The organism is Anaerosolibacter sp., assembly GCF_029240175.1.
GTDB lineage: Bacteria > Bacillota > Clostridia > Peptostreptococcales > Thermotaleaceae > Anaerosolibacter.
This window is the reverse complement of the sequence record NZ_JARBTM010000003.1, coordinates 13,081-35,619: the sequence shown is the minus strand read 5'-3', so window position 1 is coordinate 35,619 and position 22,539 is coordinate 13,081. Positions and strand designations below refer to the sequence as shown.

General features: G+C 40.9%; 18 protein-coding genes. 1 reads left to right on the top strand and 17 read right to left on the bottom strand.

Annotated elements, in window-relative coordinates:
- Positions 1–51: 51 nt before the first annotated feature.
- The 17 genes from K0R93_RS02355 to yabG form a co-directional block, all read right to left on the bottom strand.
- The gene (locus tag K0R93_RS02355) at positions 52–2,409 is read right to left on the bottom strand and encodes a YcdB/YcdC domain-containing protein (protein WP_300297012.1); all 2,358 of its coding nucleotides are present in this window, start codon (positions 2,407–2,409) and stop codon (positions 52–54) included.
- Between the two features lie 265 nt (positions 2,410–2,674).
- Positions 2,675–3,622, bottom strand: coding sequence for a carbamate kinase (gene arcC, locus K0R93_RS02350; protein ID WP_300297009.1), 948 nt, complete (start codon positions 3,620–3,622; stop codon positions 2,675–2,677).
- 13 nt (positions 3,623–3,635) lie between these two features.
- Positions 3,636–4,631, bottom strand: a complete 996-nt coding sequence (gene argF / locus K0R93_RS02345; RefSeq protein ID WP_300297007.1) for an ornithine carbamoyltransferase — start codon at positions 4,629–4,631, stop codon at positions 3,636–3,638.
- A gap of 161 nt (positions 4,632–4,792) precedes the next feature.
- Positions 4,793–6,025 carry an arginine deiminase gene (gene arcA / locus K0R93_RS02340; protein WP_300297004.1) on the bottom strand — a complete coding sequence of 411 codons (1,233 nt, stop codon included), beginning with the start codon at positions 6,023–6,025 and terminating at the stop codon, positions 4,793–4,795.
- Positions 6,026–6,496: 471 nt separating this feature from the next.
- Entirely contained in the window at positions 6,497–6,763 is a 267-nt protein-coding gene (locus tag K0R93_RS02335; protein ID WP_300297001.1) for a Veg family protein, read from the bottom strand.
- A gap of 200 nt (positions 6,764–6,963) precedes the next feature.
- Positions 6,964–8,400 carry a stage II sporulation protein D gene (gene spoIID, locus K0R93_RS02330; RefSeq protein ID WP_300296998.1) on the bottom strand — a complete coding sequence of 479 codons (1,437 nt, stop codon included), beginning with the start codon at positions 8,398–8,400 and terminating at the stop codon, positions 6,964–6,966.
- 31 nt (positions 8,401–8,431) lie between these two features.
- Positions 8,432–8,605 (bottom strand): sporulation peptidase YabG, encoded by a 174-nt coding sequence (locus K0R93_RS19245; protein ID WP_334297383.1) that lies wholly within the window; start codon positions 8,603–8,605, stop codon positions 8,432–8,434.
- Between the two features lie 195 nt (positions 8,606–8,800).
- Positions 8,801–9,541 (bottom strand): YkgJ family cysteine cluster protein, encoded by a 741-nt coding sequence (locus K0R93_RS02320; RefSeq protein ID WP_300296993.1) that lies wholly within the window; start codon positions 9,539–9,541, stop codon positions 8,801–8,803.
- A 351-nt stretch (positions 9,542–9,892) separates the two neighbouring features.
- Positions 9,893–10,633, bottom strand: a complete 741-nt coding sequence (gene fabG, locus K0R93_RS02315) for a 3-oxoacyl-ACP reductase FabG (protein WP_300296990.1) — start codon at positions 10,631–10,633, stop codon at positions 9,893–9,895.
- 307 nt (positions 10,634–10,940) lie between these two features.
- Positions 10,941–12,662, bottom strand: coding sequence for a sigma-54 interaction domain-containing protein (locus tag K0R93_RS02310; RefSeq protein WP_300296987.1), 1,722 nt, complete (start codon positions 12,660–12,662; stop codon positions 10,941–10,943).
- Between the two features lie 145 nt (positions 12,663–12,807).
- Positions 12,808–13,986, bottom strand: coding sequence for an acetyl-CoA C-acetyltransferase (locus K0R93_RS02305; RefSeq protein ID WP_300296984.1), 1,179 nt, complete (start codon positions 13,984–13,986; stop codon positions 12,808–12,810).
- Between the two features lie 172 nt (positions 13,987–14,158).
- Positions 14,159–15,613, bottom strand: coding sequence for a recombinase family protein (locus K0R93_RS02300; RefSeq protein WP_300296981.1), 1,455 nt, complete (start codon positions 15,611–15,613; stop codon positions 14,159–14,161).
- Positions 15,614–15,807: 194 nt separating this feature from the next.
- The gene (locus K0R93_RS02295; protein WP_300296978.1) at positions 15,808–16,650 is read right to left on the bottom strand and encodes a methyl-accepting chemotaxis protein; all 843 of its coding nucleotides are present in this window, start codon (positions 16,648–16,650) and stop codon (positions 15,808–15,810) included.
- 101 nt (positions 16,651–16,751) lie between these two features.
- The gene (locus K0R93_RS02290; protein WP_300296975.1) at positions 16,752–18,146 is read right to left on the bottom strand and encodes a GntP family permease; all 1,395 of its coding nucleotides are present in this window, start codon (positions 18,144–18,146) and stop codon (positions 16,752–16,754) included.
- A gap of 94 nt (positions 18,147–18,240) precedes the next feature.
- Positions 18,241–19,794 (bottom strand): acyl CoA:acetate/3-ketoacid CoA transferase, encoded by a 1,554-nt coding sequence (locus tag K0R93_RS02285; RefSeq protein ID WP_300296973.1) that lies wholly within the window; start codon positions 19,792–19,794, stop codon positions 18,241–18,243.
- Between the two features lie 391 nt (positions 19,795–20,185).
- Positions 20,186–20,605 carry a MaoC family dehydratase gene (locus tag K0R93_RS02280; protein WP_300296970.1) on the bottom strand — a complete coding sequence of 140 codons (420 nt, stop codon included), beginning with the start codon at positions 20,603–20,605 and terminating at the stop codon, positions 20,186–20,188.
- A gap of 207 nt (positions 20,606–20,812) precedes the next feature.
- Entirely contained in the window at positions 20,813–21,541 is a 729-nt protein-coding gene (yabG, locus tag K0R93_RS02275) for a sporulation peptidase YabG (protein ID WP_300296967.1), read from the bottom strand.
- Positions 21,542–21,709: 168 nt separating this feature from the next.
- Between yabG and K0R93_RS02270 the strand changes: the two genes are divergently transcribed.
- Positions 21,710–22,507 carry a glycosyltransferase family 2 protein gene (locus K0R93_RS02270; RefSeq protein WP_300296964.1) on the top strand — a complete coding sequence of 266 codons (798 nt, stop codon included), beginning with the start codon at positions 21,710–21,712 and terminating at the stop codon, positions 22,505–22,507.
- Positions 22,508–22,539 lie beyond the last annotated feature (32 nt).

Genomic DNA, 22,539 nt, shown 5'->3' with positions numbered 1-22,539 from the left:
CTTAGCCTTAACCTTTAACCACAAAAAAGGGAGACTTTCGTCTCCCTTATACTAGCGATTCACATAGCTTAATGCTTTATAAATCATGTCTGCGGTTTCAGCCATGGTGGCTTTGTCTGCAGATCTAAAGCTTCCACTGCCATCTACAAGCTTTAACCCTTGGGCAATGGCTGCATAACCTAACACCTCTGGTTTGATACTGTCCTTATCGGCAAAGGAAACATTGAATATATCACTGGCTTTGGCCAATGCATCATAGCGCAGCATCTTCACCAGCATCACAACCAATTCTTCTCGGTTGATCACTTCGCTGCCGTTAAATTTACCCTCTTTATTTTCAATGATTCCATGTCTCATGGCCATATAGATAAATCGTAGGTCGCTGTCATCTTCACTGACGTCAGAATATTTCACTTCAGCAGCAGCTTCCTTTAGAGGATAATAATAATCCATTCCCCTTGCTGATACCAACATTTTCACCGCTTCTATTCTAGATATTTCCTGATCAGGATTGAAGGTATCCTTATCTATAATCCCTTGCTGTGCCAGGATTTTTGCTTGTTTTTCTACCCAGTGTCCTTTGATTTTCTCATTAAAATCTCCCTGGGAAACCTCAGGCATTGTTCTTCCATTGTAGTCAATGAACTTTCCACTGATGGCATCAATCAAGTTATATTGAGGTTTTAATGATAAAAGCCTATAAATCAATCTTGTATCGTATTTAGGATTTTGGTAATCATTGATTGTGTTGTATCTATAGTATCCTAATTCCACTTCATTGATATCAAAGAACTTATCCTTTGCTGTTTCTAAGGAGATTGCATTTTCTCTGGCAGGGAATTTTAAGTCCTCGTTCCATCTGGAATTAAAGTTCTGGAGCTTTCCTGTTTTTGAATTAAAGCTCACATTGATTTGATTGTCTTCATAAATTATACCATTTACTGTTCTGGTAAAATTGAAATAGTATTCCATCGGTGGAATTTCTCTGCCGTCAATCATTTCATAGTTTTTTACAAAAACCTGTTCTGTTTTGATCTGGTCAATTTTATCAGGCTGGTACTTCTTTACCATATCTATGGCTTTGTTATATGCCTCTTCCCATGTCAATACAGGGTCAAAAGGCTGTCCATATACCATGTCATTCTGCCAGTTGGAAAATGCGATCAATTCTTCTGTTTGGGCATCAATCATCACTCTACCATTATTTATAGGCATAATAGATAATTTGGCATCTACCTTTGGGTCTGCTTTCTTTTCTACCGTAAAGTCAATATTCCAAGCCTTTCTTCCAGCAGTTTCCCAATAACCGTCACCTTCCACATAATTGACGTTATTGATTTTTACATCGCCCTCAATTTCATTCTTTAAAATCTCTATGGCGAGTTCCTTGGCTCTTTCCTGGGTAATCACTTCCGCTTTCTTCACAATAGGCTTTGCGCTCTTTTTGATTTCTGCAATCTGTTTCTCTGTCAATCCCGCTGCTTGAAGCTGCTGATCTTGGTCTTTACCATTCCAGCCTATCATTTTGCCAGTCTTAGCATCTAACATGTTTGCAAAATCATAGCTAGGTCTGTACGCCAGCTTTAGGGATTTTGGAATCGGTTGATAGTTAAACTCGTCACGGATTGGCAGATAAATCAATTCCATTTTGGTCTTATCCCGTAGAATCTTGCTCGCTTCTTCCACGGTCATGATTCCAGACTTGCTTGGAAGCTTCAGTTCATCTTCCCATCGATAGTTGAAATTTCTTATTTCTCCTGTTGCCCCATCTATTCCTACGTTGATATAGTTGGCATCATATTTTGCTTCATCCACAACGCGCTGATAGTTAAAATGGTAGAAGATCGGATTTGGGTTTCCATAAGGTATAGGACCATAATCCTCATACAAAGGCATCAATTTTGTCTGTTTTACAAGTCCAGGCAGGATTTTTTCAATAAATGCTTCCGCCTTCTCTTGTGCTTCTTCTCTGGTGATTAGGGTTTTCTTAGGTGTCTGCTCTCCGTATTTTCCACCATCTTTGTTCATCTCTAATATTTTTCCTGACTTCCCATCAATGGTCACCCCTGCATGGCTGTATTCCATAGGATCGTTGTAATTCCAATACATGGCCCAAACATTCCGCTCTGGATCGTTCCAATCTTTGCGGTACTCAATGTTGGACTGGTATTTCTTATCATCCAATTCGAGATCAAAGTGCTTCTTTAAAGCTTCCTTGGCAATCTCCATCGCCTTTTCTTTGCTAATCTCAGACTTTGATGCATCCTGAATCACCACGGCATTTGCAGGTGCTGATATAGGTGTAACCGATATATTCCCAATGGATATGGTACTATCGGCGAAGACAGGGGCTACTGTACTAAAAGCCAATGTCACAACCAAGCTAGCAGCTAATTTTTTACCTTTCATTGTTTTCTACCTCCTTATGTATTATCTCTTTCTCTTGTCCTTATACCCCATAACAAAATTGCCTATCAGCAATTTGTTTTCCTTTATATATGTATGACGAAAGGAGTTCAAAAAAGTTTCATAGATTGAAAAAAAATTTTTGACTACTGGCTACTAGCTCCTCGCTACTAGCAAAACAAAAGTGATAGTAGGGTTGGCCGAGAAGCGAAAAGCGAGCAGCGAACTGCAAAAAGGATCTAGCACTTCAGCTAGATCCCTTTGATCATTATTCGTATACAAGAACGGTACCTGTTCTGCCTTCGATACCTTCCTTGGCCTTTTCTAAGGAGGTAATCAAGGCTTTTCTGCCTGGTTTTGATTCTACAAACTTCATGGCTGCCTTTACCTTTGGCAGCATAGAGCCTGGCGCAAAGTGACCTTCCTCGATATATTGCTTGGCTTCAGCCACTGTCATTCGATCTAAGTTCTGCTGATTTGGCTTATTGAAGTTGATAGATACCTTCTCAACAGCCGTTAGGATAATCAGATAATCTGCCTCCAAAATTTCTGCGATCTTTTCCGATGCAAAATCCTTATCAATTACCGCTGGTACCCCTTCCAGAACACCGTTTCCTCTGTCGATAACAGGCACTCCGCCGCCGCCAACGGTGATGACAATATGCCCTGCATCCACCAACGTCTTCACAATCGGTGCTTCTACCACCCCTATCGGTTCTGGTGACGCTACCACTCTTCTCCAGCCTCTGCCAGCATCCTCCTTCATCACATAACCCTTTTCCTCCTGGAGTCGTTGGGCCTCTTCCCCAGAGAAGAAGGAACCTACAGGTTTTGTTGGGTTCTGGAATCCTGGATCATTTTTATCCACAATCACTTGGGTAACAACAGCTGCAACGCTTTTATCTATCCCTCTATGATGCATTTCCTCTCGGATGGCCTGCTGTAGATGATAGCCAATATACCCTTGACTCATAGCCCCGCACTCAGGAAAAGGCATGGTAGGTACCCCGGCCGCTGCCTCATAGGTAGCAACGATTTGCCCCACCTGGGGTCCATTTCCGTGGGCAATAATGAGCTCATGGCCATCGGCTATAAGGTCCACCAAAGGCTTTGCTGTTGACTTGGCAGTGATCAACTGGGATTCTGCCGTTGTATCCTTAGGATCTGCCTGTAAGGCATTTCCCCCAAGGGCAATCACAACTCTATCTTTCTTCATGGTTATCTTCCCCCTATGCAATCGTTGCTACCATCACTGCCTTTATGGTATGAAGTCTATTTTCTGCTTCATCAAATACTTTTGAATGCTTGCTTCTAAACACTTCATCGGTAACTTCCATTTCTTTTAACCCATACTTTTCAAAAACTTCTTTACCAACCTTCGTCTCAAGATCATGGAAAGCTGGTAAACAATGAAGGAAAATTATATCTGGGTTTCCAGACTTATTCAGCATATCCATATTTACTTGGTATGGATGAAGCATTTTGATTCTTTCCTCAAACTGATCCTCTTCACCCATGGATACCCATACATCGGTATAAATCACATCTGCACCCTTAACGGCTTCCTCAATATTCTCTGTCAGCTCAATGGTTGCCCCTGTTTCCTTTGCCACTTCTTCCATCGCTGCTACCAGATCTTCTGCTGGGAACAATTCCTTTGGTGCCAATGCAACGAAATGCATACCCATCTTTGCAGCACCGATCAATAGGGAGTTCCCCATGTTATTTCTAGCATCGCCCACATAAACGAACTTCACTTTATTCAAAGGCTTCGCCACATGCTCCTCTATGGTAAGTAAGTCTGCAAGGATTTGTGTAGGGTGGTACATATCCGTCAATCCATTCCATACTGGAACCCCGGCATGCTCTGCCAATAACTCTACGGTTTCTTGCTTAAATCCTCTAAATTCGATGCCATCATACATTCTTCCCAGTACCTTTGCAGTATCTTCTAAGGATTCTTTCTTGCCCATTTGGCTGTCATTGGAGCCCAAGAAGGTAACCCCTGCGCCCTCATCCATTGCCGCAACTTCGAAAGCACATCTTGTTCTTGTAGAGGCCTTCTCAAATAACAGTACAACGTTTTTACCTTCCAATAGTTTTTCTCTTCCACCGACTCTTTTCTTATTTTTCAAGTCCTTGGAAAGATTCAATAGGTATCTGATCTCTTCTGGTGTGAAATGTCTTAAAGTTAAAAAGTTTCTTCCTTTCAAATTCACTGCCATTGGTGTATTCCTCCTTGTTTATGGTTATTTATAATTAATACATTATCTTCATTTGTGTTGATTTGTAGTCATGTCTACGGGCCGCTCGCTACTGGCTACTCGCTTCTCGCTAAAACAAAAGTCTTTTCCGAGTAGCGAGAGGCGAGCAGCGAATAGCGTCTCTATATCTTCTCCCTATTCAGCGGCATGCTCATACACCTTGGACCGCCTCTGCCTCTTACCAGTTCTGAACCTTCAATCTCCACAACCTCTATCCCGTGCTTTCTTAGGGTTGTGTTGGAGGCTTCATTTCGATTATATGTTACCACGACCCCTGGTGCAATGGCCAGGGTATTGGTACTATCGTTCCACTGTTCCCTGGCAGCTGTTACCTCATCGCCACCGCCGCTTTGAATAAATTGGATTGATGGAATGTTCAGCGCTTTTTTCAGTGCATCTTGAAGATTGCCCATGGGTTCTACCTTTGGACAAGTTTTTCCTTCTGTAAGGCAGAAGGCCTTCACCTTATCCTCTACCCCTGGATAAATGGTAAACTTATCATAGTCTACCATGGTAAATACCGTATCTAAATGCATGTAGGCTCGGGTAAAGGGTATCTGTACTGCAATAACCTGCTTGATCTTGTCATCTCCTTTAAAAAGGTTCATGGCTAGATCCTCGATGCCTCGGGCAGAGGTTCTTTCACTACAGCCTACTGCAATAACGTTTTCTCCCAGCACAAGTATATCTCCACCCTCAAGGCTGTATCTTCTGTCATAGTCGTACCAAAGAGGGCTTACTTCTTTCTCAAAGCTTGGATGATGCATATAAATATATTTTAAAATCATCGTCTCTCGGTCCCTAGCATGGGTGTTCATGGAATTAACAGAAAGACCATTCCCTATGACAGCCCCTGGATCTCTTGTAAAATATAAATTTGGCAGGGGATTGATGTAGAAAGGATATTCTTCTTTAATATGATCAACCAACCGCTTTTCCCGGTGTATATCAGGAAAATCCTTTTTATGGAGACCAGCAATCATTATTTCTGCAACTATTTGAGCGTCTTTCTCCATTAAAAATCCTTTGATTAACTCTTCAAGATCTGGATTTGCAATATTACATTTTGTGAGAACCTCTATTACCAAATCTTCTTTTACATGATTATCTTTTAGAATCTCCCCTAGCATATCCTCGTAGTAATATACGGTGCAGCCACGCATCCTCAGTGCATCAGCAAACCCATCATGCTCTTCCCGCATTTTTTTTAGCCATGGAATATCATCGAATAATAGTTCATGTAAATATTGTGGTGTAATTCTTTCTAATTCTCTTCCTGGTCGGTGCAGCATAACAGCTTTTAATTTTCCTATTTCTGATCTCACATCAAGAAATGGTTTTCTATCTGTTGTCAATTTGCTTCCCCCCAATACATGGAATGTCTTCCACCCTTTGTCGATTCATGAATAATCTAACTTTTCTAAATTAAGTATACATTTATTCGGATATGGTTTCAAGTCTTGATTATTCAAGGTATCCCTGCTAATTTCCATAATATGTAATAACTGTGAATATTCATGAGATGAATAAATTGGAATTTTTTAACTGGAATTTATTGTTTTTTTGAAAACCTTCTTGTTTGCTCTAACTATTTCGTAACCGTAGATTATTCATGGTATGTATAAACATTGGAATCCATTCATAAAAATTTTTTTGTATTTCCTAGAATTTTCTGTTAAATATGTATAAAAGAAGGGGTAGGATGAACCTGCCCCTACAAAGGTACAGAAATACCAGTAGGGGTGGGGTTTCCCCACCCATGTATTCTCAAAATTATTCTTATATATTAAAAAATAAACCGCCTATAAAGCTCATTGGCGGTTTATTTAGCTTACTTGTACTTTTTTCTCATCTTTACATAAAGTAATTTCTACTGTTTCTGTCAATATATCTGAATAGCTATATGAAACCCTTCTTACAGTGTTATAGCCTCCGTCAATACATACCACAAAGATGTTAGGATAAGTCGTTTCAAGGATACCTTCTTTAACAGATACCTTCTTTCTTCCTTTATTGGCCTTCAATCTTACTTTCTCTCCAACAAGGTGCTCCACATTCCTTTTGATCTCGGCTATTGTATTTTTAGTAGCCACCTAATCACCTTCTTTCAAAGTATACAGTATTATTATATCACATTGTACATATTTGTCAAATTTTTGGCCAAATATTATACAATGGTTCCAATGGATTGTCAACAAATCTCCATTTCTTGTGGTTGGTAACATTTTCCTAAGAATTTTATGTCAAGCATCTGAACGATATAAGAAAAGAAGAACATTACGTTCTTCTATTTCTATTCATAGCTGTAATACTTGATAAGGGCTTTCCCTATGGCTTCCGCAGCATCTTTTCGGCTTACTTGATCCTGTAGTTTTTGTTCCTCTTCAGGATTTGTAATAAAAGCAACTTCTATCTGAAGTGCTGTGGTTCTTACTTCCCTTAACAAATAAAAATCCGCGATCTTAACACCTCTTTCTGCCGTACCCAAACTTTGGGCTAGTTCTTTTAAGATGAGATTCCCCAAAGTTTCTCCATCACGATCACCCCGATAGTGATAGACTTCGCTTCCCGATATATTTGGATTGGCAAATGCATTTTGATGTATACTTAAAAAGAAGTTTGGTCGTATTTTATTGGCTAAAGCTGCTCTTTTACCCAAGGACACATACACATCTTCCGTTCGGGTTTCATAAACTTCGGCCCCTGCTTTTCGTAGAATTTCAGCCAAGCTGCTGCTAATAGCTAGATTTACATCCTTCTCTCGTACACCTGTTGGACCTTCATTGTCCTCCGAGTTATCTCCGCCATGTCCAGGATCTAACACAATTATTTTTCCACTTAAGGGCATATTTATACTTCTTTTTTCAAATTCTTTGATGGAAACACCTGTAAAATAATAATTTAAAATCTCCTCGGCGTCCTTACCTTCTCTTGCCATAGCATTGGCACCGTATTGACAAAGACCCAATCCATCTCCCTTTCCACCTATTTCGAATTTAAATGAAATCGGCTTCCATCCAAATCTAGTGGAGTCAAGACCAAGTAAGGCCACAAGGTCAGTACCTTTAAAAGTTGTTCCGCTTATTTTCATTTCTATAATACGCCCATCTTCATCTCGTTCTACATTTTCAACCATACCTTGAATCCAAGGACCTTCGATAGATGAAGTTTCCGACATCTTTATTTTCAACTTTTCCTCTATCTCCTCAATGGTCATTTCAACGGTTTGCTTCCAATAGGGTGAATTGTTGCAGTAGCTGCACAGCACTTTACGCAAATACAAAATTTTATTGCCCTTCACGTTTTCTGAGTTCTCCGTGGCTCCACCACAAGTGATATGATATCTAGGTTCGATAGGTTTGTTGTTCATGGTAATAATCTGATCCCCTGTTTCTTTTACTGCCTCCTCTAGTTTGGTCCAATTTATATGAAAATCGCTGCCCCACAATGCCATCAAGCTTTCCTTTGAAATCCAGTCACCACAATGACCTCCTGTACAGAAGTCAGCATCTTCGTATTGACTGCATCCGCTTCCACCTAAAGACTTCACCTGCCTTACAAGGAAGGTTCTCACAATAATCGCCTGCGCTTTTAAGGCTTCCCTTTCAAAGGAAATGGGCATTTGGGCAGCAATCATTTCTTTCATCAATTCTACCATCGGTTTTGAAGCCAGTTGCTCCGTTTGATGGTCATATACTTTTACATAGATCCTCTCTTTTCTATCATCCAAATTTTTCCCCCCCTTTGGCCGTTTGAACTACTTATTGATATGGTGATTTAGGGAGTCCCTGTCTATATTTGCCTCTGGTCTGCAGCCCTCCTACGCCCTTTAATCCCGTGATGGTATTCTCCAAAATCTCCTCAATAGGAATAAACCGGTCCACGCTGGTATACGCGATTTTTTCACAAATAAATACCGGGTCTAAGCAATGGATTAGTGTGGAGTGGAGGATGTAGAACAGGTTAGCAGGTTAGCAGTTAGCGGTTAGCCGAATTGGGGTTGTCCTTGGAAGATAATCAAAATAAAAAAACTTCTAAAGTATCTCACTCTAGAAGTCGTTGTAAATTTAAAGCTTTTTCAGTTTCTGATTTTTCTTCTAACTGCTAACCCGCTAACCGCTAACAAAGCCCTAAATCACCGCCCGCGTCTTCCCCACCAGTTCCTCCAAGGTTTCACTGACGCCGTCTTCTAAATATTCTTTCATGACCTGGAGTCGAAGGGAACTGGCTTCTTCTCGATCAAAGATGGTATAAATGAACCAAGAGATCAATCCTGTACCTAGGTCCTCCTCGGTAAGCAGGCCTCTCATAAAATAGGCAGACTCCATGGTAAAAATATTGTCCACCATATTTTGTCTTTGGTTCCTTTGTATCCTTTTCTTCACTTCAAAGTCCTGGCAATACTGAATCTTGTAGTCTACCACCTGTTTTGGCAATGCAATGCCGTATTTGTTCTTGAACAATCTGGCGCTCTGAAGATTTTCGTTATAGACAGCACGATAGCTGTCTTCGTATTCTTCCTCTGTCCAATGGCCAAACAGCCTGCAGACAAGAGGGCGATAGCTATAGATCATACACATGCCCTCTTCGTTTAAGAATGGACAAGGGTTCTTTTCCACTAACTCTAAGAAGTAATATTGAATGAGTTTTGGGAACAACGCCTCATAAAGGGCACGATTCCCCTGCAGGTACTGAAATATATGAAGGAATTCAACATAATGGGTTTGTACAGATTCCATACAGCATTTTGTGCAGCCATGACAGCGCCCCTGGGGAATGGTACGATAAATCCGCTGTAAATTTTCAAAATGACCGCCGCTCACAGCGGTATTGATGGATTTCTCAATGTTCTTCATGGTTAATTTATTCATGGAAAACAGTCCTATCTAATATTTTTTAGGATTGATTGTAAATCAACCCTATCTCCTATTATATCATTCTTTCCAAGATCTCCATGGGTTTAACATAATTTTTATTTTTAGGGTTGAATAGAAGGGCGGGCAGGGCGACCCTGCCCCTACAGGAAATCATTCATGTCAGTAGGGGCGGGGTTTCCCCGCCCTTGGGCCACAGTTCTCAATCGTGCTGTCATCCTGAACACCAGTGAAGGCTCTTGCATCGGGCGATTCGTGAATCGCACCTACGATTTTAACCTTAACCTCAACCTTAGCCTACTAAATAAAAAAAATGCTAGGGTTTCCCCTAGCACGTTGGTTTGCTTCTTATAATACTACGCCGCCATCGACGCTTAATACTGTACCTGTGATGAATCTTGCTTCGTCAGATGCTAAGAATACATAAGCATTGGCGATATCTTCTGGGTAGCCTAAGCTTTTTAATGGTGACTTATCCTTCATCATATCTAAAACTTTTTCAGGCATTTTTTCTGTCATTGGTGTCATGATAAAGCCTGGTGCCACAGCATTCACACGAACACCCTTTGGTCCTAATTCCTTGGCCCATGATTTTGCCATACCAATTACGCCCCACTTTGTTGCCGCGTAATTCGTCTGTCCAAAGTTACCATAAACCCCTACAACAGAGGATGCATTCAAAATTACGCCTGAACCTTGACCAGTCATTACCTTTGCAGCTGCCTGACTGCAGTTGAACACACCTTTTAGGTTAACATCAATTACACGGTCCCACTGCTCTTCTGTCATTTTTTCAAGCTTTGCATCCGCCGTAATGCCTGCATTGTTTACGATAATATCCAATCTGCCATACTGGGCAACAGCATCTCCAACCATTTTATCAACCTGCTCACGATCTGTCACATTCACAGGCATGCCTACGGCTTCGCCGCCTGCAGCTTTGATCTTCTCAACAACATTTTGTACATCTGCTGCATTTAAATCTGCAACCACTACCTTCGCACCTTCTTCAGCAAATCGCAAACAAGTTGTCTCTCCAATACCTCTTCCTCCACCAGTTACGATAGCTACCTTATCCTTTAATCTCATGATTCTTCCTCCTTTAATGATTAATCATTTCTATCTATTTTATATGCAATAGTCGTGCCAAGAACATCTTTTTCATTATAAACCCTTTGAAGGAAAACCCTTTCCGAATGTTTAAAAGAAACTGTACAAAATATGGACACGATTTCACTTCATATGCTTTTTCCGGGTCTTATAGGGACCCCCATGGTGTTTGCCCAGGCTGACGCAGTGTTCAGTTTGTGTACACCCATCTTAACTGTTTTCAACTTTTCTATTTGGACCGCTTCCTAGGTTTTATTCATTATCTGATAGCGGTTAGTAACATCCATTACAATCCAAACTTCTCCATTTTTTGATATAGACTTGTTCTGCTGATTCCCAGTCGTTTGGCTGCTTCTTTTTTGTTGCCATCCACAACCTTTAGACAGTTTACAATCATGTCCTTTTCCAATCGCTCAATGGCTGTCTTAAAGCCCTCGATATCCGTAGAAGCTACATCATTATTCTCTGTAATCTTTCGGGGTAAATGATGGGCCTCAATAACGGTTTCTTTATCCAATAGATTCAGTGCTCGCTCCAATGTATTTTCCAACTCCCGTACATTGCCCGGCCACCGATAATTCATCAGATAATGCATGGCGTCATCAGAGATATTGGTCACGATGATTCCCATATTATGAGAAAGCTTACTCAGCAGGTGCTTGGCAAGGGATTTAATATCAGCAATTCTTTCTCTTAAAGGCGGCACTTGAATGGTCACTACATTTAATCGGTAATAGAGGTCTTCCCGAAATTTCCCCTCTTCCACCAAGTCCTCAAGCTTCTTGTTGGTAGCAGCAATAATACGTACATCAATACGCTTGGTTTTACTAGCCCCTACCCGTTCAATCTCTTTTTCTTGAAGAACTCTCAGGAGCTTTGCTTGCATCTTTATGTCCATATCGCCGATCTCATCAAGGAAAATACTTCCCTTATCTGCCAGCTCAAATTTACCCAGCTTGCCACCCTTCTTTGCCCCTGTAAAGGCTCCCTCTTCATATCCGAATAGTTCTGATTCCAGAAGCTCTGATGGGATGGCTGCACAGTTGACTTTTATAAAGGGATTGTTTGCCCTGGTACTAAGATTATGAATGGCGTGGGCAAACAGTTCCTTTCCGGTCCCGCTTTCGCCTAAGATCAGTACAGTGGAATCGCTCTTTGCTGCCCTTTTACTGATATTCTTTACCCTCATAATCCCATTGCTGGTTCCTACAATACTTTCAAAGGAATACTTTCCTGCCCGCTCCTTTTTCAATTCATCCCGATAATACTCTAGTTCCTTCTCCATCTTCGTTACTTTTTTTGCCATGGTATTGAAGTCGCTGATGTCTTTAAAATTCACCTTCCCAACAGCCCCTACAACCTCTCCATTCACAACCACAGGAAGCCTTGTGGCGATCATATGATTCCCTTTAATCTCCTGAATATCTCCGATTTCTGCTTTTCCAGTTTTGGCTACAATATGCATTCGGGTATTGGGGATTACTTCCGTCACATGCTTACCAATAGCCTCTTCCTTGGACATTGATACAAAGTCTAGATAGGAGTCGCTCATCATGGTTACAATTCCTTCTGGGTCTACCAGCACGATCCAATCATAGGCTGTTTTAAAAATAGTTTCTAATACCTTAGAATGCTCCCTTTCACTCATTAAAGCCTTATCAATCCGATTGTAGTCCGTCATATCGGTGAATAAAGCCAAGGCCCCGATAACCCGATCTTTATGAAAGATTGGCGTTCGATTGGCGATAAATTCTCTTCCGTTTTTATTGAATACAACACCCAATTCCAATTCCCTGGTACGCATGACCCGATGAAGTGTGGTATCCTCAATCAGTTCGTTCATTTTTTTCCCGATATAGTCACTGGATTCTACGCCTAAAAGCCTAGCTGCTGCTGTGTTTAAATACGTAACATTTTCCTCTATATCGATGGCCACAATCCCTTCACCAGCTATATCCACCAAAGTATTCAATAAACTCTGCACATAGATATGATCATTACGGTCCATCTTCCTCACTTCTCTCCATTGGTTTTGGCTTCTCGCTACTAGCTTCTCGCTACTGGCTTATAAACCATTTAGAAGCGAGGGGCAAGCAGCTATCAGTAAATATAATAATAGGGGATGTCGAATCACCCCCTATCCATTTAAACAATTATTTTCTTTCTACAACAAGGGCTGTTCCCATACCGCCACCGATACACAAGGTAGCTAAACCTCTTTTTGCATCTCTCTTTTCCATTTCATGCAGCAATGTTACCAAGATTCTTGCGCCGCTGGCACCTACTGGGTGACCTAGGGCAATGGCACCACCGTTTACATTTACCTTTTCCTTATCTAGCTTTAAATCTTGCGCAACGGCTAATGCTTGGGCTGCAAAGGCTTCATTTGCTTCAACCAAGTCAATATCCGCTACGGTTAGACCAGCCTTTTGAAGGGCTTTTTCAGAAGAAGAAATTGGTCCTATACCCATAATCGTTGGATCTACTCCTGTAGTCGCATGGGATACGATCGTAGCTAGAGGCTTAATCCCTAACTCATCGGCTTTTTCCTTTGACATAACGACAATCACAGCAGCGCCGTCATTGATACCAGAAGCATTTCCTGCTGTTACAGTACCATCCTTCTTAAAGGCCGGCTTTAACTTCTGAAGGGATTCTAAAGTTGCACCATCTTTGATATACTCATCTTCTTCAAATAACGTCGTTCCCTTTCTTGTCTTGATTTCTACTGGAACGATTTCATCCTTAAATCTGCCTTCTTTTTTTGCTTTTTCTGCTTTGTTTTGACTGGCAACAGCAAAAGCATCTTGCTCATCTCTACTGATCCCCCACTGCTCTGCAACGTTTTCCGCCGTCACACCCATATGATAGTTGTTGAATACATCGGTAAGGGCATCACTGATCATGGAGTCCACAAACTCTCCATGGCCCATTTTGTGTCCCCAACGGGAATTCTTTACAAGATAAGGCGCTGAGCTCATTACCTCTGTACCACCAGCCACAACGATATCGTTGTCTCCTGCAATGATCGTCTGGGCTGCTAAGGATACGGTTCTCAATCCTGATCCACAAAGGATATTTACTGTTGTTGCAGGTACTTCCACAGGGATTCCAGCCTTGATTGCGGCTTGTCTTGCCACCCCTTGACCATGTCCAGCCTGAAGAATACAGCCCAAATATACTTCGTCAACTTGTTCTGGCTTAATCCCAGCCCTTGTAATCGCTTCTTTGATAGCGATGGCTCCTAAATCTCCTGGCGTAAAACCTGCTAAAGCTCCATTAAAACTTCCAATAGGTGTTCTTACTGCACTGGCAATGACCACTTCTCTCATTTTTTTATTCCTCCTCATGTATCTATTCATTTAATTCTACAAATTTATTATGCAATTATCTTGCCAACTTTTTAAACAGATTGATCTATGTCTTGTCTATTTAACATGTCCTCTACGGAACGGCACAGGGGCCGCTCCCTACGACATCATGTTCATTTTTTGTACACTTTCATTATAGCGCAAATCCATAATAGATTTCTATTTTATCTTTCCCAAAAACAACTATTTTCTCAATCAGCTTTTGTAATATCATGTGGTCCAAAGCTTTTAGATCCAAGATTTCTAGAGCTTGACTAACCAACGTCTCGTTGTTTAAAGAAATCCTTTCTTCCAGGTCCCTCATTTTTTCATGCAGAAGTGCTATTTGATTTTCTGTTTCTAACATTTTTCTTCGATATAGCTCCTCGTCCAGCTTTTCTTCGATAAACAGCTCTGCAATCCTACCTCTTTTCGTTTCTAATTTTCTTAAAAGTTTATGATCCCTTTCATTCCCTTGGGCTCTTAGTTCATGGTTTATTTCGTTTTGCAGCGCCAGTAACACAACTCCTTTAGAAATATGTTCCTTTATATACCCTTTTAAGTCCTGGGTTATAGCTTCCAGCAATGTTTTCTCATGGATGTAGGCACCCGTACATCTATCCTTCCCCATTTTGTTCACCGTACCACAAAGATAGGCATCCTTTGCCTTTTTGTAATGCATGGACTTGCCGCAATATCCACAGAATATCAAGCCTGAAAAAAGGTGAGCAGATGCTTTCGATTTTTTTTTGCTTTTCGTTGCTAATCTATGCTGCACTTCTTCAAAAATCTCTTGAGGTATAATTCCCTCATGGGTGTCCACGACTTGGATAATATCCTCTTCTTTATTTCTTTTTCGTTCTCCCGTCAGCAAATCTCCCGTAGCACTTTTATTTTGGACAAGATTGCCCACATAGATCTGATTGGAAAGAATTTTTCGAATGGTGCTCTGATGCCAAATGCTGCTTCCATTTGATTTATTCATCCATTGACTGGGTGTGGGATAGGCCTTGTCATTGAGCTCCTTGGCAATCTTGTATAGGCCATGTCCCTCTAAATATAACTGAAAAATTCGCTGTACCACATCTACAGATATATCCTCAGCCGGTACTATTCTATATTTGTCAATTTTCTTATAGCCATAGGGTGGGACACTGCCATTATAGTGCCCATTTTTTGCCCTGCAGTGCTTACCAAATCGTATTCTTTCACTGATTTTTTCCGACTCCTTCTGGGCAATAGACAGGAGCAAAGTGAACATAAATTCATCATAGGCTTCTGAATCGAACCCATCCTCGATGGTTACAAATCGAAGGTTTAGGGCCTTCAAATCTCGAATAATTTTTAACCCCTCTAATGTATTTCTCGCAAATCTGGAGATACTTTTGGTTAAAATAACATCAAACTTCCCTTTTGTACTGTCCTCTAATAGCTGCTTCATCCCATCTCGGTTATCGATTCGCCTGCCGCTTTCCATATCCTCATAGACTCGATATAAGTGCCAGCCCTTCTCTTGAATGTACTTTTCGAAAAATTTTATCTGATGTGCGATACTGGTTTTCTGGGTTTCCATTTCCGTAGAAACCCTAGCATATACAGCACACCGCAAAATAAATTCCCCCTATTTACTCTTCCACTTGAGCAAAATAATCTCCTTGAGAACTTCTGCGAGGGGCTTTTTTCCTGTGAAATGACGGGTCACCTTCACCTTTTGCTCAGCCATAATAATCCCTCCTCCATGTTTCCTTTATGAAGATACTTATGCTTCATCCCAAAGGAATAGAATAAATAGGGTATCCCACTTTATCCGATTTTGATGGCGATATCCTTTAACTTGCCCACTATCTCAGACAAGGTTTCTATAGATTTTACAATTTCTTCGCTGATTTCGCTCTGTTCCTTGGTATGCCCACTCATGGAACGACTCTTTTCTTCTATGCCTACAGCGGTTGTTTTTACTCCCTGTAGAAACTGTTGGATCTTGTCTACAAAAATCTTACTCTCCGTGGATAGCTTTCTGATTTCTTCTGCCACCACCATAAAGCCTTTGCCTTGCTCACCAACCCGAGCTGCTTCAATGGCTGCATTTAAGCCAAGAAGATTAATTTGATCAGCAATTTTCTTAATACCAGATATGAAATCTGAGGTACTGGCAAGCTGCTCTTTAGAAGCCGCTGCCTCATTGCTCATGGCTTCTCCAATCTCTTGCAAAATATTGGATCTGGCTGCAACGGTTTGCATTGATGAAAACACTTCATTTGTTACATTTTCCAAGTGGGTAGCAGAATTTAAGAGCATTTCCTTCTTGACTGTTTTAATGGCAGTATTGATGCTTCCTACCACTTGGCCCCCTTCGAAGACCGGTTGACAATAAACGATATACGGAATGCCGAATACACTCTTGTCCATTTCTTTTCGTAATGGCTGTTTTGTCGTCATTACATGGAATGCCCCTGAATTTTCCTTCACCACATCACCTATACGGATGCCTAGGTCGAAATCCGAAGGCCATCTTGAAAACAGAAATTTTTCTCTATCTGAAATCGTCATGACGATTTCTTCTCCTTGGATGGTCGTCATTAAATTATAAATGGTTGGCGCCAATGTCAACAGCGCTTCAATCTCTTTATTCCTCATCTTATCCATGCTGTATCCTCCTCAGGCAATCTCATATGTTCTGCTTATCTATAAAATTGATAAGAAGCACAATGCCTTTAGACATTGTGCTTCTGTTTTTATATGGTTTTTTAAACAATACCGATTGTACCAAGGATAATAGCAACGACTGTTGTAGCCAATGGAATAACTACGGAAACCATACCGATGTCGGCATAGGACTGCTTGTGGGTTAATCCACAAATACCTAACAATGTGATAACGGCACCGTTGTGCGGTAAAGAATCCAATCCACCGCAGGACAATGTAGAAATTCTGTGAAGCAGCTCTGGATTCATACCTGTTTGCACTGCCATGTTATAGAAGGTTTCTCCCATAGCACCTAGGGCAATACTCATACCACCAGAAGCAGAACCTGTAATACCTGCAAGAATATTAACAGATACAGCTGTTGTAACCAGCGGATTTGAGGAAATACCTAGCAGCGCACCCTTTACGATAGCAAATGCTGCCAAACCAGAAATAACATTACCATATCCAACCTCAGAAGCCGTATTTAAGATAGCCAGCATAGAACCATAGGCACCTTTGTTTACTGTTTCCATTACATTGATTCTCTTCCAGTTTACGATGATCGTAAATAAGATCGCAACCACAAGGGCGATGATAATACTCCATATACCAATAACACTTCCTGGTGCCGTACCATACTTCTCAAGAACTGGTATTAACGCCTCTGCTCTTGCACCTGGATAATATACTTTGGATAAGAAGAAGTTAAGCACAAGCACCAATAAAATTGGCAACATTGCAACGCCTACTGATGGAAGCTCTTTTTCAACATTCGCCTCAGCTGTAGCAGCTGTTTCATCTGTTATACCCGCTGGCAGATAACCTTCACCATTGGCGATCATTTTCTTTGCTCTCATTGTTATCCAATATGTTCCCAATCCAAACATCATAAGACCTGCAATAAGACCTAGGATAGGTGCTGCATATGCATCTGTCTTAAAGAAAGGAATTGGAATAGCATTCTGGATTTGTGGCGTTCCTGGGAACGCTGTCATTGTAAATGTAAAGGAACCTAAAGCGATACAAGCTGGAATTAAACGCTTTGGTGTACCTGTTTCTCTAAACAACGCTGCGGCTAATGGATATACGGCAAAAGCAACAACGAACAAGGAAACACCGCCATAAGTTAAGATACCGCAAGACAATACAATCGCTAAGATCGCTCTTTCTTTTCCTATCTTCGCTACGATCCAGTGAGCAATCGCTTTTGCTGCGCCTGATTCGTCCATCAACTTACCGAAGATAGCACCTAGTAAAAATAGTGGGAAATAAGTCTTTAAATAGCCTGCCGTATTTTTCATAAATACTTCTGTGTACATCGGTAATAAGTCACCCTGCCCACCCAGCAATACAGCTAGCAAAGCAAGAATCGGGGCCAATACCAATACTGTGATGCCCCTATAGGCCAAGTACATCAATAACCCTAAAGAAATAATAATACCTAAAACACCCATGAATATACCTCCTTATTATAATATTTAATGAGTTTATGATAATGATAATATCATCTAGTTAAGGGTTGGCCCCCAAAGGGGCCATGGAAGGATACTACAATTGTAATCCCATCTTCTCTTCTTTAAAAATCCTTGCATCCATTACTTTTAAGTTTTCACTAATGATTGGTTTGAAATCCATATGGCGCAAAATATCTTTCTCCAGATCCACGCCTGGTGCGATCTCTGTTAATACAACCCCACCATCTTTCAGTTCAAACACAGCCCTTTCTGTAATATATAGTACAGGCTGCTTGTTCTCTGCAGCATACTGACCACTGAAAGTAATCTGTTCTACTTGCTCAATAAATTTCTTTACTTTTCCTTCATTTTCAATGATGAGCTTTCCATCGGCTGTAGTGATTTGCAATCCGCCAGCGGTAAAGGTTCCGCAGAAAATAACTTTCTTTGCATTTTGCGTGATATTGATGAATCCACCCGCTCCTGCGATTTTGGGTCCAAATTTACTTACATTGATATTTCCTGCTTGGTCACATTGGGCCAATCCTAGGAAAGCCACATCCAATCCGCCGCCATCATAGAAATCGAACTGATAAGGCTGGTCAATGATGGCCTCTGCATTGATGGCTGCACCGAAGCTCTGTCCACCCGCTGGAATTCCTCCAATAGGTCCTGGTTCTACCGTAAGGATCATCTGATCGCCCACGCCTTCTTCGTTTGCTACAACAGCAACCCCTTCTGGCATACCGATGCCAAGATTTACAATGGCATTTGGGATAAGTTCCATGGCGGCTCTACGGGCTATAATCTTTCTATCGTCTAATTCTAATGGTTTTACTGAGTTTACTGGAATCTGAATCTCTCCTGTATACGCAGGGTTATAGCTCTCTGCAAAGGTCTGCATATGATTCTTCATATCTGCTACGGGTACGATAGTATCGACATAAATTCCCGGAATCTTTACCAATCTAGGATCTAGAACGCCTGCCTTTACCACCTTCTGTACCTGAACGATTACCTTTCCTCCTGAGTTCTTCACTGCCTGGGCCATGGAAAGGACTTCTAAAGTTCCTACTTCCTTTTCCATAGTAACATTACCATTTTCATCGGCATAAGTACCTCTGATCAAAGCAAAGTCAATTGGAAAAGCTTTATATAGCAAGTATTCTTTTCCTAAAATTTCTACTACCTCTACCACATCTTCCTTGGTCACACTATTTAGCTTTCCGCCTTCTACCCTAGGGTCCACAAATGTTTTCAACCCTACATGGGTAATGGTTCCAGGCTTTCCTGCTGCTATGTCTCTAAAAAGCTGGGCAATAGCTCCCTGTGGCAAATTATAGGCCTCGATTTTATTTTCGAAAGCTAATTTCTGTACTTTTGGTACCAGGCCCCAATGACCTCCGATTACTCTTTTTAATAACCCCTCATGTCCTAGATGATTAAGACCTCGGTCCTTTCCATCTCCCTGACCTGCTGCATACACCAATGTTAAGTTTTTCGGCTCTCCTGATTCCTGAAAGCGTTTCTCTAACGCGATCTCTAATTCTTCAGGAACTGCATTTCCAACAAATCCTGCCGTTGCAACTGTACTATTACTGGTTATGCTTTTTACTGCTTCTTCTGCTGTGGCGATTTTTACTCTCACACCAACGACCTCCCATCTTATGAAAATGTTTTCATGGAATCCTATATAGCAATTATCATGCCAAAAACCAATATTTGCGAAATGGCGCGTTTAAAGACTGAGATTAAGATCAAGATCACGGTTAAGTTTGTAGGGGCGATTCACGAATCGCCCGATATTCATGGTCCACGGGCGATTCGTGAATCGCCCCTACGATTATCCCTCGACCTCAACCTCCACCCCTTGTCGATTCCAATTTTTATGGCGTGTTCATTTTTTTTACATAAGCATTTTTCTTCAATTGCGCTTTTTTCTAGTATTTGTAAGTATTTCAAAAATTCTGAACGTGTTCACAAAGTGAACACGCATCCCTAGCCCATCTGTTTCTGCTTTGAGGGATAAAGATAATATTTTAACAGCTTTCCTTGGGTGCAATGACCACCGCTTCTCCATCTAGGACAATCTTTCCATCTTGATTGTAACAAGTGGTTTTCAACCGTACTCTACCCTTTTCCATCTTTTCAATTACCTCTGCGACAGCCTTTATGGTGTCACCAATATAGACCGGTGCCATAAACTTTAAATTTTGAGATAAATAGATCGTACCTGGACCAGGCAAATACATCCCTAGTACCGCTGAAATTAGCCCAGCTGAGAGCATGCCGTGAGCGATTCTCCCCTTGAACATGGAGCTTTCCGCCACCCGTTGATTTACATGGGCTGGATTTAAGTCTCCAGTGATTCCTGCAAATAGATAAATATCTGTTTCTGTAATGGTTTTTTCAAAATGACCTTGATCCCCTACTTGGATTTGTTCGTAAGATTTACCCATAAAAAATCCCCCTTTTTGTTTGTTAATTGTTTATCCAATTTCTCCTTGATTATATTTGCAATTCTAGTGCCAACTTAAAAATTTCTGATATTTCCTTATCTTCATCATTATTAGTAATTATTTACTTTGTTAATATATTAACCTCCAACCGTTTTCCTATTTATCCCATAAAAAAAGTGTCCTTTTTTTTGGACACTTACTAAACTTCTACATTCTCCACTCCATAAGTATGCGATGGGGTGAACTGGCAAAATTTGCGCCTGCTGATAAGATAGCTTCATAGTGAGATTGGCATGCTCCTGCAAAAATTACAAGATCATCCATGTTTGGCTCATATCTCCTTGCCTCTTTTACAGCCTCTATAAAATACTTGGAGCTCCTGTAGTTTTGAATATTTGTAAAATCCTTGTATCCCCTTAGAAGTGCATCATGACCTGTAATTACCAAAATATCTGGTGCATGCTCCCGCAAAAGATCAGATATAACCCGCGGTTGATCAGATTCGGATATTTGTTTCCCCACAGCTTCAATTTCTAACTGTTTATAGGTTTTTAAGCAAACATCCAAATACTCACCATCTCCATCTAAATGCAATACCTTACCTGGCTTGCCAAAGGGTATGCCCCCTCTGATATGTTCAGGTATTGTTCTTGTCAATCCACCATACCCCTCATATTTCTGATTTCTTTCCTTTAGGATACGCTTTACAAGCTTATCGATTTTCTTACTGTAGGAATGATGAAACTCATCTAATTTATTTAACGGTATCTTTTGGAGATCTTCTTCAGGTGCATCCGCTACAATCCTGAGATCTACGCCCTTCAGCACTACCGTACTTGGTCTTCCTGGGCGTTCCACAATATCTACAATCTTAAACAATATATCATAGTCATATGACTTTCTTGCCACCAAATCTCCTATCCTTAAATAGTTCATTCAATATTTCCTCCCAGATGAATTTTTCTGTAATATCATAGTATGTGGAGAAAATATGTGTGGTGCATAATCACTTTTAAAAGGTCCACTTCGTAATATATAATGACAGATAGGTGATATATAACCTATATCCATGCTTCTAGCCTTATAGGGAAATGGGGTAATTTTATGATTTGTACAGTTGTTCCTGTAAAAGATGAAGAGGAAAAGATCAATCAAACCCTTCATATGCTTTTAAAAACCCAGACAGATCAGATCATCGTTGTACTAAATGGCTGTCAAGATAGGTCCTTTGAAATCGTAAAGGGTATAGATGATCCACGTATTGAATACATCTACTGCAACAAACCCCTTGGCATGGATATTCCTAGAGCTGTTGGCGCTTGGATGGCACTACAGCGAAAAGCAGACGGCATAATCTTTGTAGATGGAGATATGAATGGAGACCTATCTTCCGTTATCGACACGCTCATTGACCATCTTCAGGAAGGTAAAGCTGATATGGTTTTGACAAACTGTTACCCCGAGATGTCCTCAAAAAGTTCTATGGCTCGGATGCTATTATCTTTCCGTAAGCAGCTTAATCTAGAGCTTGATCTTTTTGACAGCATTGGTTATAGTATCCCCAGCCATGGTCCCCATGGTATTTCCAGTAAGCTTTTGACGAAAATATCTATCCCAGAACTGGCTATTCCCCCTGTCTGTCTAGCTTTAGCTGCTAAGAATAACCTGGTGATTTCAGTAGCAGCCTCTATTTCCACAGATTTACTGCAATCTACCATTCGTGACGAATATCACGCCCAGCAGATTACCAAAACCATCATTGGCGACTGCATCGAAGCTGTACAGGTATATCATGGGAAAGAGCGAAATCGGGGATATGATGGTATTGTTTTTACGGGTTATCATAAGAATAGACGCTTTGATTTGCTGCAAGATTTTATTGGACATGGAAGTGTAGAGTAGTGGCTGCTCGCTACTCGCTGTTCGCTTCTCGG

Coding starts and splice junctions, on each gene's coding strand:
- K0R93_RS02355 (WP_300297012.1), bottom strand. CDS start 2,409: ATGAAAGGTAAAAAATTAGCTGCTAGCTTGGTTGTGACATTGGCTTTT.
- yabG (WP_300296967.1), bottom strand. CDS start 21,541: ATGAACTATTTAAGGATAGGAGATTTGGTGGCAAGAAAGTCATATGAC.
- K0R93_RS02310 (WP_300296987.1), bottom strand. CDS start 12,662: ATGGACCGTAATGATCATATCTATGTGCAGAGTTTATTGAATACTTTG.
- K0R93_RS02280 (WP_300296970.1), bottom strand. CDS start 20,605: ATGGGTAAATCTTACGAACAAATCCAAGTAGGGGATCAAGGTCATTTT.
- K0R93_RS02305 (WP_300296984.1), bottom strand. CDS start 13,986: ATGAGAGAAGTGGTCATTGCCAGTGCAGTAAGAACACCTATTGGAAGT.
- K0R93_RS02320 (WP_300296993.1), bottom strand. CDS start 9,541: ATGAATAAATTAACCATGAAGAACATTGAGAAATCCATCAATACCGCT.
- arcC (WP_300297009.1), bottom strand. CDS start 3,622: ATGAAGAAAGATAGAGTTGTGATTGCCCTTGGGGGAAATGCCTTACAG.
- K0R93_RS02290 (WP_300296975.1), bottom strand. CDS start 18,146: ATGGGTGTTTTAGGTATTATTATTTCTTTAGGGTTATTGATGTACTTG.
- fabG (WP_300296990.1), bottom strand. CDS start 10,633: ATGAGATTAAAGGATAAGGTAGCTATCGTAACTGGTGGAGGAAGAGGT.
- argF (WP_300297007.1), bottom strand. CDS start 4,631: ATGGCAGTGAATTTGAAAGGAAGAAACTTTTTAACTTTAAGACATTTC.
- K0R93_RS02270 (WP_300296964.1), top strand. CDS start 21,710: ATGATTTGTACAGTTGTTCCTGTAAAAGATGAAGAGGAAAAGATCAAT.
- K0R93_RS02295 (WP_300296978.1), bottom strand. CDS start 16,650: ATGGATAAGATGAGGAATAAAGAGATTGAAGCGCTGTTGACATTGGCG.